This is a genomic window from Methanosarcina horonobensis HB-1 = JCM 15518 (assembly GCF_000970285.1).
In the GTDB taxonomy this organism is placed as follows: Archaea; Halobacteriota; Methanosarcinia; order Methanosarcinales; family Methanosarcinaceae; genus Methanosarcina; species Methanosarcina horonobensis.
Window position 1 is genome coordinate 261,038 of sequence record NZ_CP009516.1, and the last position, 16,988, is coordinate 278,025.

Annotated in this window: 10 protein-coding genes; 7 read left to right on the plus strand and 3 right to left on the minus strand. The window is 39.7% G+C overall.

All coding sequences use genetic code 11. The features are described 5' to 3' along the window. Positions 1-900 carry a DUF1616 domain-containing protein gene (locus MSHOH_RS01125; protein WP_239451138.1) on the minus strand — a complete coding sequence of 300 codons (900 nt, stop codon included), beginning with the start codon at positions 898-900 and terminating at the stop codon, positions 1-3. An 892-nt stretch (positions 901-1,792) separates the two neighbouring features. Between MSHOH_RS01125 and MSHOH_RS01130 the strand changes: the two genes are divergently transcribed. From MSHOH_RS01130 to MSHOH_RS01140, 3 genes are all read left to right on the plus strand, one after another. After that, the gene (locus MSHOH_RS01130) at positions 1,793-2,689 is read left to right on the plus strand and encodes a glycosyltransferase family 2 protein (protein WP_048136765.1); all 897 of its coding nucleotides are present in this window, start codon (positions 1,793-1,795) and stop codon (positions 2,687-2,689) included. 25 nt (positions 2,690-2,714) lie between these two features. Next, positions 2,715-3,728, plus strand: coding sequence for a glycosyltransferase family 2 protein (locus MSHOH_RS01135; protein ID WP_048136766.1), 1,014 nt, complete (start codon positions 2,715-2,717; stop codon positions 3,726-3,728). A 417-nt stretch (positions 3,729-4,145) separates the two neighbouring features. Continuing rightward, a complete protein-coding gene (locus MSHOH_RS01140) occupies positions 4,146-6,167 on the plus strand; it encodes a hypothetical protein (RefSeq protein WP_048136767.1) in 2,022 nt (673 codons plus the stop codon). A 21-nt stretch (positions 6,168-6,188) separates the two neighbouring features. On the opposite strand, the gene MSHOH_RS01145 is transcribed toward MSHOH_RS01140, so the two are convergent. After that, complete coding sequence (locus MSHOH_RS01145; RefSeq protein ID WP_048136768.1) at positions 6,189-7,379, minus strand: glycosyltransferase family 4 protein; 1,191 nt, start codon at positions 7,377-7,379, stop codon at positions 6,189-6,191. A 199-nt stretch (positions 7,380-7,578) separates the two neighbouring features. On the opposite strand from MSHOH_RS01145, the gene MSHOH_RS01150 reads away from it, so the two are divergent. The 3 genes from MSHOH_RS01150 to MSHOH_RS01160 all read left to right on the plus strand — a co-directional run bounded on the left by MSHOH_RS01150 (position 7,579) and on the right by MSHOH_RS01160 (position 14,652). Beyond that, complete coding sequence (locus tag MSHOH_RS01150; protein WP_048136769.1) at positions 7,579-8,763, plus strand: glycosyltransferase family 4 protein; 1,185 nt, start codon at positions 7,579-7,581, stop codon at positions 8,761-8,763. A gap of 834 nt (positions 8,764-9,597) precedes the next feature. Next, entirely contained in the window at positions 9,598-12,354 is a 2,757-nt protein-coding gene (locus MSHOH_RS01155; RefSeq protein ID WP_048136770.1) for a disaggregatase related repeat-containing protein, read from the plus strand. A gap of 828 nt (positions 12,355-13,182) precedes the next feature. After that, a complete protein-coding gene (locus tag MSHOH_RS01160; protein WP_239451141.1) occupies positions 13,183-14,652 on the plus strand; it encodes a flippase in 1,470 nt (489 codons plus the stop codon). Between the two features lie 238 nt (positions 14,653-14,890). On the opposite strand, the gene MSHOH_RS01165 is transcribed toward MSHOH_RS01160, so the two are convergent. Continuing rightward, positions 14,891-15,841 carry an NAD-dependent epimerase/dehydratase family protein gene (locus MSHOH_RS01165; protein WP_048136772.1) on the minus strand — a complete coding sequence of 317 codons (951 nt, stop codon included), beginning with the start codon at positions 15,839-15,841 and terminating at the stop codon, positions 14,891-14,893. Between the two features lie 188 nt (positions 15,842-16,029). Between MSHOH_RS01165 and galU the strand changes: the two genes are divergently transcribed. Continuing rightward, positions 16,030-16,923 (plus strand): UTP--glucose-1-phosphate uridylyltransferase GalU, encoded by an 894-nt coding sequence (gene galU, locus MSHOH_RS01170; RefSeq protein ID WP_204245372.1) that lies wholly within the window; start codon positions 16,030-16,032, stop codon positions 16,921-16,923. Positions 16,924-16,988: the final 65 nt, after the last annotated feature.

Sequence of the window (16,988 nt, forward strand, 5' to 3'; positions counted from 1 at the left end):
TCAGGCCTCCTCGGTAACGTTTATCCAGAGGCGCAGGTCCCTGTAAGGTACATCCTTTTCAGTATCATTGAAAAGCAGGAACTGAAGCTCCATGTTCTCCCCTTCAAAAGAGGGGGTTATCTCAAGCGGCTCTTCCAGGGTCGTATTGTCTTCAAGCTGTATATTCTTCAGGTTCTCAGGCAGAGCCAGAGATCTATTCTCTAGTCTGACATCCATCGTATAGTTTACTGTTCTATGTTCATGATTTACGACCCCTATGATGACCGTTCCGCTGTCTCCCTGTATGTACTCTGTAGTATAGTTATTAGCTGTCTTATCGGGTCCGAGAATATAGAACTCTGTAAATGGTTCCTGTTCGTGTGGGATTATAGATACATAGGCCAGGCTTCCAACTAAAGCCATAACAGAAATCGCCAGAAAAACCCGGAGGATTTTTTCTGTTGATGATTCTGGTTTTCCCAGAATTTCAACTAATAGAGAGTGGGCAGAAGCTTTGAAAGAGACTCCAAAGGCTTTATCTTCTGGAAGCTGTCTCCTGCGGACATATGCTGCTGCACATGTAAGGATGATGAGCAAAGAGAGGCTTGCAAGAAGAGGCATTTCTCTGATCCCGAATGATGTGTTATTAAGTACAAGTCCTATAAGAGGTACAGTTGCAACACTCATTCCGACAGAAAGTGCTGCCCTCTCAATTCCTTCAAGTCCGTTATTTGCTGGAAATAGTAAGGCTACAAGGGCATACCCTGGTAGAAACAGGACCAGTGGCAGGCCAAGGACTGTGCGAATAAAACTCTCACTGAGTACAGGGATGAGTACGAAAATATCCGTAAGAATTACGAGACCTATCACAAACAGCAGGTCAGATGGAAACTTCTGGTTTCCGGCCATATGACTCCTCATAAAACGGTTTTAATGTTTTTCTGGTTTTCCAGCTTTATTTTTCGTGTATTCAGGCTTATCTGCTTATTTCATTATCTATTGGCAGGCTTTTCAAAAACCTTTCTGGCTGTTTTTCCGGCTGGTCTGCTATATCTTCTACTACGAAGAGTTGAGAACCGGAAGATTGGGGATTAGTCCTTGGTTTCAATTCAGGATTCGATTCTTGATTTAGTAAAGCATTCGTTCTTGAATAGTTAATATTTTTTTCAATAATGTTTTTAATTCGATCTACTCAAATTCTCTTTTTATATAAAATATCTTTCCTTTTTCCTGCTTTGTTATTATAAAAATGTATTTCTTTTTTATGGTCTTTCTCAGAACTTCTACTTCTCAGAGTAAGTTTGACATTTTTTTGAAAATCATTTCTTGGATAAGTTTACACTTTTTTGATTATGTTAGTCTGAGTTACAGAAATCTCTGTTTACTTAACTATCTGTATAAACTTTTATATTTATATTAGAATATATGAAATTTTATTTGAAGCCATCTAAGGGGCTTTTAAGGCCAAAGGGCTTTTTAACGAGGCTTAACTGTTTTTCGTCATCGGGGGCACTGCTGAACTATTTTTTGTGCCTAAATGCTTATATAGCTCATATATTAAAACAAATACACGTCTTATTCAGAACTACTAACTTGCTTGCAGAGCATCTCTCCTTTCCCTAAAAGGAGACAAAAGCCCCCCAATGATGCGCTGTAAGTCCGATTATAGATTATCCTTAGAAACCCTTTAAAAATTGTGGAGCGATGACTCTGAAAAATGTATTCACTGTATTTGACATTCTCGCCAATTTCTCTATAGAATGGCGGTTTATAGAGAATTCTGAATTTTTTTATCAAAGAGGTAGATGATTGCATGACCATTACTATTGCAGCCATGCCTGCCTACAACGAAGCCCATGCCATTGCAGAGGTTATTCAGGGCTGCAAAAAATATGTGGACAGGGTGGTGGTTGTGGATGATGGGAGTACGGATGACACTGTTAACATCGCCGAGTCTCTTGGTGCATACGTAGTCCGCCATGAAATAAACAAAGGATATGGAGCAGCCCTCAGGAACTGTTTTGAAACCGCCCGTAACCTTGGCGCAGGTGCCATGGTTATAATCGATTCCGATGGTCAGCACGATCCTTCTGAAATCCCCAAACTTCTTGAACCTTTAAAGCAGGGATTTGATCTTGTTATTGGTTCAAGATTCGTCAACGGCAACGGAAAAAATGTCCCTATTTACCGTAAGTTTGGAATGAAAGTCCTTGATATCGCAACCTACATAGCAGGCGGTCTCAATGTCACCGATTCCCAGAGTGGTTTTCGGGCATACGGCAGAAAAGCCATTGAAAACATAAATCTGAATGGCACTGACATGTCTGCAGGTTCCGAGATTCTTATTCAGGCAAGGGATCACAAACTTAAGTTTACTGAAGTAGAAATCCACTGTAGATATGATCTTGAAGACTGCTCCAGCGAGCATCCTTTTATACATGGTCCCAGGGTTCTGTTTCAGCTTCTTAAAGATATGGAGTACAGGCGGCCTTTATACTACTTTGCTGTCCCCGGGCTGATTATGGTATCTGCAGGCGTCCTTATGGGGCTTAAGTTTTTGCAGGATTATATTCTTGGGGGATATCTGCGTTTCGGACCTACCCTTCTTATGGTAATGCTGACAATTATAGGGGCTTTCATGGTATTTACGGGAATAATACTGCATGCCATTTCAAGAATGATATTTCTGAATGAACAGATGCGGAAATAATAACGATTAAATTGGGTGTCATTTTATGGAATATCCTTTTGTTTCGGTTGTAGTAGGTATTCGCAACGAAGAGAGATTTATTGAAGAATGCATCGAGTCTCTTCTTTGTCTGAATTACCCTCAGGATTCTTATGAGATTCTTATAGTCGATGGAATGTCCACCGATAAAACCCGGGAACTCGTACAGAAGTACCCGGTAAGGCTCCTTCTTAATGAAAGAAAAAATGTTGCGGCAGCAAGGAACCTTGGCGTGGAAAACTCTCGGGGGGATCTCGTCGCATTTACGGACGGAGACTGCAAGGCCGATCCCCTGTGGTTAATAACACTTGTCAATGAAATGAAAACCGCTCCTGAAGACGTAGCATGTGTTGGCGGGCCTAACTTAATATTTGATACTGACCCTGTTTTTGGTAGGGTGGTAGGGCATGCCCAGGAAACATTTCTGGGGTCTGGAGGCTCTGCCCAGTCTAAGAATTCGACAAAGAAGCATTACGTCAGTTCTCTTCCTAACTGCAATGCGCTGTATAAAAAAAATACAATCAAGGAAGCCGGGTATTTTGACGAGCGATTTGTTGTAGGTCAGGACGGAGACCTCAATTACAGAATAAACAAAAAAGGTTATAAATTTTTGTATATTCCGGAAGCAAAAGTATTGCACCACAGAAGGGGAACTCTCAAATCATTTTCAGTAAGAATGTTTAAGTACGGTATGTGGATGGCTGAGCTTTTCAAAAAACACGGCGAATTTGTTCGCTGGTATGCATTTCTGCCCTCGATTGCCATCCTTTTTGCAGTCCTTTCGCTTGTTATTTCTCCTGTATATACAGCGCCGATAATAATTCTGCTCTTAATGGGAATTTTATATTTCATTCTGGTCCTTGTTACCTCAATTCAGGTAACATATAAAATGAAATCAAAATACGGCCTTTTTGCCCTTTTTGTGATTCCTGTGCAGCATATTACTTATGGACTGGGGTTTTTGTACAGTTTTATAAACTCCCTTTTCCTTTCAAAAGCCAAATCTCTTTCGAATAGTTAAAATTTTACAATTTATCGATTCTAGTGTCGCGTCAATCCTGAAGGACCGAATGATTCTGAATGGTTGTAGCCAAGTTTATACGACATTTAATCGTTGAAGCGACACCAGTACAGCTTTCCTTAAAGTAAATTTAATAAATTACTGGATAAATTGAATCTGACCTGGAGTATAAGTTGGAGCAAAAAATTCTTAACCAATATAGACCTCACTGTAACCCTGTTGGTTTCAAACAAAAAATCGGAGCCATTTTTCAGGTTCAGTCCTGAATCCTTATTCAGAGTAATCCCAAATCCTTATTCAGAGTAATTCTGAATCCTTATTCAGAGTAATCCCGAATCCCTGTTCAGATTCAATTCTGAACTCTTTATTTCAAATTCAATACATGAAATTATGATCGCTTAAGGTTATGGAGATAGTATGTTCGGATTGAGCGAAGAGACGGGACTCACGTACGTGGGTAACACTCGTTTAATGAAGGTAATTTCCTTTCTATTCCCGATAGCAATAATTCTTGCAGTTATACTCACTTTCGTGTGGATGTTTGCAACGGAAAAGCCAGCTTATGCAATTCGCGGACTCTTCACAGGAGTCCCTGCAGTAGTTTCCTGCTTTTTCATATTGTATATTTACAGAAAAGATGTAAGCCTGCATGATATAGACAGTTTCCCGTCGATAAACATCAGGTCTCTTACATACGTATTCGGTATATTTTATCTTGGCTCAATAGCTGCGCTTTTGCTATCTTCCGGAAGCAGGCCCTGGTACTATTTTGTGTTTATTCTGGTGACATATCTTTCGGTTTTCCTGCAAATTTTCTCTGAAAAGGTAAAGCCCTCATCTGTTCTTCTGGAGTCTTTTTTGATTATGGTAAACCTTACTTATAGTGTTACCTTAAATTATGACTTCTATTTTGGGACAACTGACATCTTGCCTCATATTTTTCTTTCGGAATTTACCGCAGTAACAGGACAGACAATTCCCATTTCCTTAAGTGATTATGCGTTTTTCCCTCTGTATCATATACTTGTTGCCGAATCCTCTCAAATTATGAATCTCAGTACAAAAACTTCACTTTTCCTGATAACAGCACCAATTTATGCGATAACAATAGTTTTTCTTTACTATCTCTTTAATTATATTACGCATAACAGACAAATCTCCCTGCTTTCCTGCCTGCTTTTCTCTGCAAGTTCTATTGTGCTCTACTACAGTACAAACGTTATTACACGTACAATGTCATTTGTAGCGTTTATTATACTACTATATCTGATTTACAGCGTTAATTTTAAGGAAGAAAAATTCTCTTTAAAAACTCTTTCAATAATAGTTTTACTGTTTCTAACCCTGGTACATAATGTTTCCATACTCCAATTTGTTTTACTAATTATTATCATGCTTGCCTCGGAATATATTATAGGGTCTGCCAATTACGTAAGCAAGCCTTTCTTCTTACTTTTAAATGTTACTTTCACTTCTTACTGGTTCTTTGCCGCTTACCTGTTCATGCAGAGAAGTCTGACTCCTCGCTTACAGAGCCATTTATTGGACTCTATAGTTTTAACTGCCGGAGGTTCTGATGTTCTTGAAGAAGGACTTATCAGTCTGATAGGACTCCTGGACAAATCTGTCTTTTTATTTTTTGCCCTTATAGGAATAGGCTTTCTTCTGAAAAACTACAGGAAAAACTATGCTTCAGTTTTCGGACTGTTTGCCCTGCTAACCCTCATGTTCTATATCCCGAATCCTCTCAATACTATCTGGCAGTTTAAGGTTCTGTTCAGAGTTGACCGATTTATGCTTTTCGTCAGTCCTTTTATGGCCTTTGTGATGGGATATGGAATCTATGTATTCTGGAACTATATGGACAAATACGGTCCTAAGAAATTCAATACAGTATCCTTTGTGGTCGTGCTATTCTCCATTTTTGTCCTTATCTCTTCAGTCTTTAGTATTTCGGATCTGGACATGCTTGGCCAGAGTTCAAAGCAGGAATATTTCACTGATCATGAATTGAGTAGTTTCGAACATGTTTATAACTACGTTCCTGAGGGCTCCGCCGTCTATTCGGACTACTATACTACAAGGTATTTTTATCTCCCGTCGATTCCTGAGAAGTCTTCGGGCATGAATTTCTCAATTTACAACAATTACAGAATCGATAACGTCAGTGAATTATCCAGTTACAGGGGTTATGTGATATTCCGGACTGGAGAGTTTCTCAAGAATGGTTTATATTTTGGCACCGATGAAAGCAGTACTAAAGAAACTTCCAATTACTTCTACAGGAATACTCCAGAAAACAGGATTGATCTTGAAGCTAATCTGACAGGAATAAATAAAATCTACTCAAATCCGGCAACGGATATCTTTGCTCCAGGTCCGGCTTTAAAGAAACCTATCAGAAGTTCTAACCTTAACAGCACTCTTACAGGCATCTAAATGCCTGTATTTTGAAGGGCTTTAAATAAGTTCTGAGTATATGTCTACCGTTTTCTTTGCATGGGCTTCCCATGTAAGCCCTCGCTGGATTATGCTCGTGCGTCCGAATTTTCCCATTTTTTCTCTTCTGCTTTCGTCTTCAAGCAGCTTATTTATCTTTTCTGATAGTTTTTCAGGGTTTTTTGCAGGGACAAGATAGCCTGTTTCCCCTTCAGTCATAATCTCCGGGATCCCTCCAACATCAGTTGCTACAACAGGAACTTCGCAGGAAAGGGCTTCAAGAACGACATTTGGTCTTCCCTCCGAAAGAGAAGGCAGGACAAGCATGTCAGATGCTGAAATCCAGAGAGGAATATCCTCATGATTTACAGGTCCCGTAAATTTGATGGAGCGAGCAATCTTGAGTTCTTCTGCCCTCTTCTCCAGGCTTTTTCTTAGTCCATCGTCCCTGCCTACTACGTAGAGGTCAGTGTTCGTATCCACAAAACTTTTCGCAGCTTCAATAAGATAGTCCACGCCTTTTATTTTTCTCAGGGCTCCTATAAACAGGACAATGTTCTTTTCCTGAGGCAGGTTTAAGACCTTTCTTGCATGTTCTCTTCCGGCAGACTTGAATTTCGCCGTATCAACGCCGTTAGGGACCACATGTACTTTCCTTTCGTCTATCCCGAGATTGGTTATATGAAGCTTGAGGTCTTCACTGACAGAAAGAATCTTATCTGCAAAATTCATGGCTTCTATGATCTTTTTTGAAGTATGGGACCCTTCATAGGCAACTTTTCTTTCTATCGTACCAAGGGCACTTATTACCAGAGGAACTTTCCATCTCTTTGCCAGGCCCATCATTCCATAACCATCGGGATACGAAAAATGTGCGTGAATCAGGTCCGGTTCTGGCTTTATATTTTTTATGGCATACCTGGAAACGAAATGGGCATATGAAATGCCGGTTATAGGATAAAAGTACTTTTTGGGAACAGCATAAATGTAACGTGGATAATGAAGATCGTATTTTTCTGTATGCTCAATCCTGGGCAGTTTAGAAAAATTGTGATACGGAAACGCAGAAAAAGGAAGCACAAAAGCCTTTGGAGAAATAACCATTAAGTCTATTCCCTGATCTGCGATTGAGTCTATGCTCTGCTTTATAAATGTTCCAAGCTGGGGATAATACCTGTTAGGTAACTCCTGACACACTTCCAGTACTCTCATAATTTTTTTCCTTTTTCGATTCGGATGCCTCAAAAACACACAAAGGAGAGAATTTCTCCTATAAATATTTCTCTATAAAATACAAATTTATTTTTCAGATCCTAAACTCCTAATCAGTTCTTCCATACGTGTAAAATTAATTATTTGAGTCCTGGGATAAACTAATTAACTACTTTTTACTATTCAGGTAACGGCAATTATGTTTAATAAAATAAATAATATTTTTCTGGTCTATTACGGTTCTTTCAACACAAAATCAGGTTCGAATATACATATACTCGAGCTCTTAAGAAATCTGAAAAAATATTCTGACGTAGTTATGTTTGCACCAGGTCAGAAAGGTGTAGAACACGTCTCTTCCGGAATAATATATGTACCTGTAATAGACAATAAGTATCTTGTACAGCCTTTTTACGAATTCATGCTATCCTTTTATCTTCTTTACTCATGTATAACAAACAGGCCTGACGTGCTTTATCTCCGTCAGAACTCTTTTCCGTTCTTCCCAATTGCTCTGTGCAAACTCATAGGAATTCCTTCGATAGTTGAGGTTAACGGACTGGTTATGGATGAACTCAAGGTAAGTCCGGATTCGAAGTCATTCGCATACAGGGTTTTTTCCTCTCTAGCACTCCGTTCTGAAAGGTTCAATTATAGGTACTGTGATAGGATAGTTTCCGTGACCGATAAGTTAAAAGACGAACTTGTAAGGCTATACTCGGTTCCTGCAGAAAAAGTTCTTGTAATTAACAACGGAGCAAACACCGACATTTTCAAACCCATGGACCAGAAGCAGGCAAGAGCTGGGCTCGGACTTGACGATTCAAAGAAATATGTATGTTTTGTAGGACACCTTGCAGCCTGGCAGGGAGTTGAATTTCTAATCCGTTCGGCTCCTTTCATTTTGGAAAAACTCCCTGATGTTCGTTTCCTCGTAGTCGGGGACGGAGTCATGAGGGATAAACTGATGGAAATAGCCTCAGAGATGGGAATTTCGGATAAATTCACTTTCACCGGAAGAGTTCCCTATGAGAACGTCCCTGTATATATTAATGCAGCCGATGTCTGCGTTGCTCCTTTTATACAGGAAAGAAACTCAAAGATAGGACTCTCTGCCTTAAAAACATATGAATATCTCGCATGTGGAAAGCCTATTGTGGCGAGCAGTATACCAGGTGTAAAAGACTTGATCGACCTTTCAGGTGGAGGTATTTCAGTGCCTCCTGAGAACCCCGGAGAACTCGCTAATGCAGTGGTAAAGCTGATTTCCGATCAAAAGATACGGAATATAATGGGAGAACAGGGCCGTAAATATGTCATTGAGAACCACAGCTGGGATGGGGTTGCAAGAAAGATTCTTGATATATGCCACGAAATTATCTGATGTTGTTTTCCAGGTTTCGTAACACTTTCAGTTTCATTAGCGGCTAATTTCTCTCCTTTTCTTTATTTGAATTTACCGGAAATTATTGAATTATCTCTTTTTCCGGCTTTTTTGCCGGGCTTTTTATTATTCGTTTATTGCTTTTACTTTCGATTTCTAGCTTCTATAACTATTCCTGCTTCATACTTTATTTTTTTATTTCTTCAATCTATGTTCTCGGGAAATGATAGATCTTAAACCGCTTATACTGGGAACTCTCTAAAAATTATCCTATATGCAAAAGTCCTGAAATTTTCTAATAAGTATTTACTTCTCATAACTTTTAATAATAAGCTTCATTCTGCTTGTTTCTATTCTCGAATAATGTTCAACTTTTTATTCTATTTGTTTATAAGTTTCTAAAAATATTTAAAAACTCCGCACAAATACTTTTATAATATAATGATCTAATTTACAATGCTGACTATAGAAATTTAATTAGAACATAATGTTCTAATTTAGTTTCAATGTAGTCATGGGGGGAATTCATGTATATTGGAGGTAAATTGCCTTAAAAAGGGAGTTAATTCTGAATCCATTATTCTTCTCGTCTAACAGGATTCAGTAACTGCTGAACTTTACTTTTCCCAGGACTTACTTAGGGTCTTGAACATTTAGAGAGTTGATGTTATTATTAAGTCCTGTCAGTTGACTTTGAATAATGGACAAAGAAATTTCTCAAAAATTGGATTAACAGCGTAAACATTTATTGAGAATTCCCGGCAATTTGGAGTGAACTTCTACCTTTATGAACATAATAAAAAATTGTATTATGGCCAATCCCAGGTGATAGCAATGCTAAAACGAGAATTGGGAGTCCTCTTCCTGGTAGGGTGCTTTATATTTTCAAGTGTTCCTATGGCTTCATGCCGGACTGCTGCACCTATGATTTATGTTGCAGGAGATGGGAGTGGGGACTTTAACTGTGATGGAAAAGACGATCATGTACAGATAAACCAGGCCCTTAAATTCGTGGCAGAAAATTCTGCATATACAACTGTCCACCTCAAAGGGCCTTTTACGTATGATATTGGCGATACACTTCTGATTGGAAGCAATACTATCCTTGAAGGAGATTCGAATGCTGTAATCAGGCTGCATAATAATGCAGGTTGGGCTACTATGAAACCTCTTATCCAGCAGATGAGCAGTTCAGGGAACACCAATATTACGATAAGAGGTTTCGAAGTTGATGTGAATCACGATGGCAACAGTGAACTTGCCAAAGGTAAAGGCTACTACAATGTGATTTACTTCCTCTACACCAGCAATGTAACCGTCCACGACATGTATATGCATGATGGACACGGGGACGGGCTGAGGATAAAGTACGGCAGTAATATCCGGTTTTATAACAATACAATTTATATGCTCGGACACGACGGGCTTTTTGCAATCGAGTGCTCTAACGTAGAAGCCTGGAACAACACGATAACCTGCAGGACCAATAGCGCTTTAAGAGTATGGAATTCAAACAATGTAAAGTTCCATGATAACTTTATTGATTCCTTTTACCACTGGAGCGCAGGCGGGCCCGGAATTCAGGTTGAGAGATCCGCAGGTGATATGAATAATATTGAGATCTATGATAATGTGATTACGAACACCTATGGTCCAGGTATCTGGCTTATAGGAACTGCCGGAGCATACGATAAGAGCTTATCAAGTGTGCATATCTACCACAACATCTTCTATGGTTCCGGTACTAATCCGAGCATAGAATGGGTTGGCGGGGTTCTTGGTAGCGGATTCCACAATGTCCTGATTGAAAATAACGTCTTTGACGGAGTCCACAATGCAGCAGTTGTAAACATGTATTCAACTGATGACAATGCAGGACCTTCAGGCACAGGGTTCACTACCACTGTCCGTAATAACATAATTGTTAATACTGTCCCCAGAACCACAAAAGGGACCGGTACCGGATATGGTGTTTCAAACTGCCTTCCCAAATCACATACTATGGTGCTGGAATATAATTGTGTCTACAATAATTCGGCTGGCAATTATAAAAACGTCGTCCATCCAACGGACATCAATGTTGATCCTCTCTTTGTAGACTCGAAAAATCATGATTACCACCTGAAGTCCGTGGCTGGTCGCTGGACCGGGACAGCATGGGTAAAGGATAGCACTGGTTCTTCGTGTATTGATGCCGGATCCGCTTCTTCTGATTACTCAAATGAGCCGGAGGACAATGGAAACAGAATCAATATCGGAAGGTATGGAAACACTATATACGCATCTCTCTCAGGGATTGCTCCTGATGATACATCTTCTGATGATACATCTTCTGATGATACATCTTCTGATGATTCGTCTTCTGATAGTACAACTCCTGAAGAGCCTGTGTTTGATGAAACTATCGTTTCCGAAGTTGCCGTATATGACAACAGGCTGCGTGAAGCTTCTCCTTCCACAGTCTATCAGAGTTCTCCTTTCATTGACCTGGGTGGGATGAACAGTGTCAGGTACAGGGATGTAATAGGATTCAACTTGAGTGAATATACGGATGCCTCTCAGATTGGAGCTGCTACCCTTTCGCTCTACTGGTATTATCCTGAAGGAGGTACCAGACCTCAGGATACTGTAATTGAGGTTTACAGACCTGCTTCTGCCTGGAACTCAAACTATGTAAGCTGGACCAGGAGAGACAATGGGGTTGCCTGGAAAAATGCTGGTGGAGACTGGTATGATAAAAATGGCGTCTTGCAGGGCAGTACTCCGTATGCCACAATTACAATTAAAGGTAGCACCCTTCCTGACAACAAGTACTATCAGCTCAATGTAACCGATCTCGTAAAAGAATATGTCAGTGGAAAGTACAAAAATACTGGATTCCTGATAAAAGTAAAAACTGAAAGTGACAATTACATTGCATTCTACAGCAATGACTGCGGAAACGAAAATCAGGAGCCAAAGCTTAACATAATAACTAAAGTGCCTGCAGTAACCGTACCTGTGGTCACTGTAAATGTGACCCTTAATGGTGAAAAGGATAACAGGCTGCGTGAAGCTTCTCCTGATGTAGTCTATCAGGACAGCTCTTTTATTGATATAGGAGGAATGAACGGTGTCAGGTACAGGGACGCAATCCGGTTTAATCTGAGCGAGTATAATGGCTCTGAAGTTACTAATGCGACCCTTTCTCTATACTGGTATTATCCTGAAGGAAGCTCAAGGCCTCAGGATACCGTAATTGAGATTTACAGGCCTGCTTCTGCCTGGAACTCAAATTACATAAGCTGGAATAAAAGAGATAAAGGTGTCTCATGGAAAAATCCCGGAGGAGACTGGTACGATAAAAATGGTGTTTCTCAGGGAAGCACTCCTTATGCTACACTTACCATTAAAGGCAGTGCCCTTCCTGACAACAAATACTATGAGCTGAATGTTACGGATCTCGTAAAAGAGTACGTCAGTGGCAAGTACGAAAACACGGGATTTCTGATAAAAGCCCGCAGTGAGAGTAACAACTATATTGCATTCTACAGCAATGATATCGGGAAGATAAATCAGGTGCCAAAACTTCAACTTGTATACAACGCCTGAACTTACCTGCGAGAAACTACTCAACTTTAAGGGTTTATCTAAGAATTTTCAGTAAACAAAGTACCTTAATAAGGTACTTTTACTTTTAGTTTTTTATCTATTATCTTTGCAGGCTCTATTTTAACTATGACAAGTGACTTTATCATACCCTGAGATCTTCACTTAAACTGACAATCTTCTAGATCTTCTTATTTCTATCTTAAAGCCAAACTTTTTTATTTACTTTACATATTCTGTTCTGATTCTTTATACGCTCTTCTTAAATTTTTATTCAATCTATTCTCTCTACCAATAAATTCCTTTTTCTAGAAGTCTGTTTATCTACATAGTTAACTATCATAAAAATTTATTTAAACACAAAGGCTTTTATCCTTTGTGGAAATCTTTTATTTGGGTGAGAAGGAGCCCGATTTCTTTAAAAGAGAACGATGTTCAAATAGACTCAAAGTTAACGGTGAAAAATATCTCTTGATCTCCCATCTTTAAATTCAGGAATGTCCCAAATTAAAGGTGTTTCTATGAATCACAATTATTGTGCCCCTATTATAAGAATAAAGTTAACACTGAGAATAAATAAAATTTTTTCAGGCTTTCTCCCTTACAATTAAAGGTGTTTTAATGATAATAAACAAATTCGCTCTGGTTATAGAAAAACAATTAATATATGGGCTAAGACCTGAGCCGGATAATCAATGGCGTTCAAAAGGATTTATATACCGAGCATTAATTAATAAACCGGGTCGTGCTATGGAAAAGATCTTTCGCGCGACTATCTAATAAATCCTTCATTAAAAACGGAAAGGAGACAGTTCTTTTTAGGGTGATATGATGTCATATCAAAAATTTGCAAGGGATGTCGGCTTTATCGGGACAGTTCAGATACTTACAAGCCTGAGCACCTTTTTTTTACTTCCTATTATCACAAAAACTCTTGGAGCATACGATTACGGACTCTGGGCACAGATCAATATTACAGTATCTTTAATCTCTTCCCTTGCACTTATGGGACTTTCGATGAGTTTCGTCAGATTTTTATCTTCCGAAACCGATACGAAAAAAATAAGGGAAGCAGTTTACTCAATCCTTTTTTTTGTTATGGTCTCAGGCTTTCTGGCTTCATTCGTATTGTATATGTTTGCAGAACCACTTGCAACTTTTGGTTTTAAGGACCCCGCAGCAACCTATTTTGTCAAGGCAGGTTCCCTCCTAATTCTTGTGAACGTAATCGAGTCCATATCCCTTTTTTACTTCAGAGTTTTCAGGCAGATTGAAAAATTCTCTTATTTTACTCTTTTTGAAACCTTTGGAAAACTCTTATTCATATTGATTTTCCTTAAAATGGGGTACGGACTCCTTGGAGTAATAACTGCCACTTTAATGGTTCAGGGTCTGATTTTTTCAATCACCCTCATTACTATAATTTCACAGATCGGATTTGTCATACCACGGTTTACTTATATCAGAGAGTATTTGCAGTTTTCTCTTCCTCTAACTCCGAACGCACTTATTAGATGGGTTACGGAATCGAGTGACAGATATATGGTCACTTACTTCCTCGGTCTCGGCAGTGTAGGTGTATATTCTGCGGCATGTTCGATCGGGAACCTTATTCAGCTTTTTGTAAGCCCGCTTCAGCTTATTCTCTTTCCCGAGCTTTCGAAGCTATTTGATCAGAATAGGATGGATGAAGTAAGAATCTACATGTCTCATTCTCTGAGATACTTCCTTATTATCGCCATTCCGGCAGTTTTTGGACTTTCAGCCCTTGCAAAGCCTTTGCTTGGGGTTCTTACCACTCAAGATTTTATTTCCGGCTGGTTTGTAATCCCTATTATTGCTTTTGCCGGGCTTATGGCAGGAATATTCCAGATCTTTGTAAATACGATGTTCCTTATAAAGGAAACGAGACCTGCCACTTATATTAACATTGTTGCCGCGGTTTCAAACGTACTGATTAACCTCATTCTCATTCCTTCAGTAGGCATTATCGGGGCTGCTATTTCAACGCTTGTTTCCTATTTTTTGATGGCTATGTTTTGCGTGCGTACATCCCTGAAACATTTTAAACTCGATTTTTTTTATCTGGACATTGCAAAAAGTATTCTGTCGTCAATGGCCATGTATTTCTTTGTTTCCAGTTTCGCTATCTCAGGCATACTTGAGCTTTTCGAAGCAGTGGGAGCGGGCACGTTTATTTATCTGGTTGTGATGTTTCTGATAGGCGGCTTTACCAACCATGAAATGTCTTTAATAAAAAGATATTTATTCAAGTCAGAGGCTAGTCCAAATAGCAAATAACCAGCTCTCTATTCTCGGTATCGAGCAAATATAGATTAGCTGATTATTCAAGTAGTTGAATAAATTTTGAACAGATTCTCAGTATGTTGCTCCCGGTTAACCATAGGAGCTTTCTAATCTCTTCTCTAACTGTAGTCCTCTATTTTCCCACAACTTTCTAATTGCGGTATAAAAAATTAAATTAAGAAAAAGAACTGGGTTTATTCTTGAAGATGAATTGTCCCAGAGTAATAAATCCTCAGTTTCCGGTAAGCAGTGACCTGGCAGTCTCTCTCACGCTTTTCTCCGAGGTATAGGCAGGCTTCCATCCTATGGCTTTTAACTTCTCAATTCCGAGCCTCATCCTTGGAACATCGCCTTTCCAGCCTCTGCTCCCTCCGGTATATGTAAACTCTACGTCCGAAAGCCCCATTTCTTCCACAACAACTTTTCCTATGCCTGTAGCACTGATAGTATCTTCAGAGCCAATATTGAAGATATTTACCTCTTCTTTACTTTTTTCTATTGCAAAAAGGATCCCATTAACACATTCCGAGACATGAAGATAGGATTTTTCCTGTTTTCCGTCCCCGAGAATCTCGAGCCGGCGGGGATTTTCCTTCAGCTTGTTTATAAAATCGACAGTAATCCCATGTGTGCTGCGAGGTCCGACAATGTTTGCAAAACGGAAAATCCATGCCTGCATGTCGAAGGTATGAGTGTATGAAGTAATGAGAGCTTCACAGGCAAGCTTTGAGGCTCCATAGAGGGATATAGGAATAAGGGGTCCGTAGTTCTCCGGAGTGGGCATAATACTTGCTTCCCCATAGACCGTAGATGTGGAGGTAAATGCAATTCTTTTTGCACTGCCTTTTCTCATGGCTTCAAGAAGATTATAGGTTGCCAGAATATTCTGGTCCAGATGGACTTTCGTATCCGAGGCTCCAAGTTTGACGTCAGGATTTGCGGCTACATGGCATACCATATCAGCATCCTTACAGGCGCTTTCGATCGCTTCAGGATCAAGAAGGTCTCCCTTTACAAAGGAAAAATCCGGGTTTTCAAGGTGGTGTTCTATAAATTCCATTTTACCGGAACTTAGATTGTCGAAAACGATAACCTTATTTCCTTTTTCCAAAAGGCAGTCTATGAGATTGCTCCCTATAAAACCGGCTCCTCCGGTCACAAGTATTCTGTTCTTTGCAGGCATATACATCCCCAAATAATCTTCCTCTCTTTATTAATATTTTACACTATTTAGGAAAATGGTTTAATTCTTTGTGTACTATTGAACTTTGCGGAGAAGTAAGGGAAAAATTAAAGAGATAGGGTGAAAAGTACTTTAACTTAGTAAGAATACATCTTTATAGAATTTTTCCTTTTATCGGAGAGTTAACCTTGACTATCAAAAAAGCACTCATTCCGGCAGCCGGTCTTGGAACCCGCTTTCTGCCGGCTACCAAGTCAATGCCAAAAGAGATGCTTCCTATCATTGACACACCTGTGATTCAGTATGTAGTAGAGGAAGCTATTGTCTCTGGAATCGAAGACATTATCATTATTACAGGCAGGGGCAAAAGAGCAATTGAGGATTATTTCGACGATTCTCCTGAGCTTGAGATGCACCTTGCAAAAAAACACCAGACAGACATGCTGAAGCTTGTCAGGGATATCTCTTCCCTTGTGGATATCCACTACATCCGACAGAAAGAGCCCAATGGGCTTGGAGATGCAGTCCTCAGGGCAGAGAACCATATAGGAGACGAGCCTTTTGCAGTGCTTCTCGGAGACGATATTATCGTCAATAATAAACCCTGTACTGCCCAGCTTATTGAGAACTTTACGAAGTATGGGAGGTCGACAATAGCAGTTGAAGAGGTGCCTTACGAAAAACTGAACAGCTACGGAATTATAAAGGGCAGGCCTCTGGACGACTCCCTGTACGTGCTTGAGGACATAGTAGAAAAGCCAGCGCCTGAAGATGCTCCTTCCAATATAGGGGCAATCGGACGCTATGTTTTCACTCCGGAAATTTTTGACTGCATAAAGCAAGCCGGAACAGGTGTTGGAAGCGAGATACAGCTCACAGACGGGATCAGACTCCTGAACAAATCCCAGATGATCTATGCCTGCAGGTTCAAAGGAAAAAGATTCGATACCGGAGACCGACTTGGATATGTAAAGTCCATAGTGGATTTTGCTCTTCAAAACGAAAGTCTCAGAGACGATGTACTTGAATACCTTCGGGAAATACTTGCAGTTAATAAGATTCCCGCAGAAAGGAAAGAGTAAAAGTAGTAAATGAACCGAGAGAACCTGAAATGACCAGAATAAAAAAAGTATCGGTTAAGATAAAC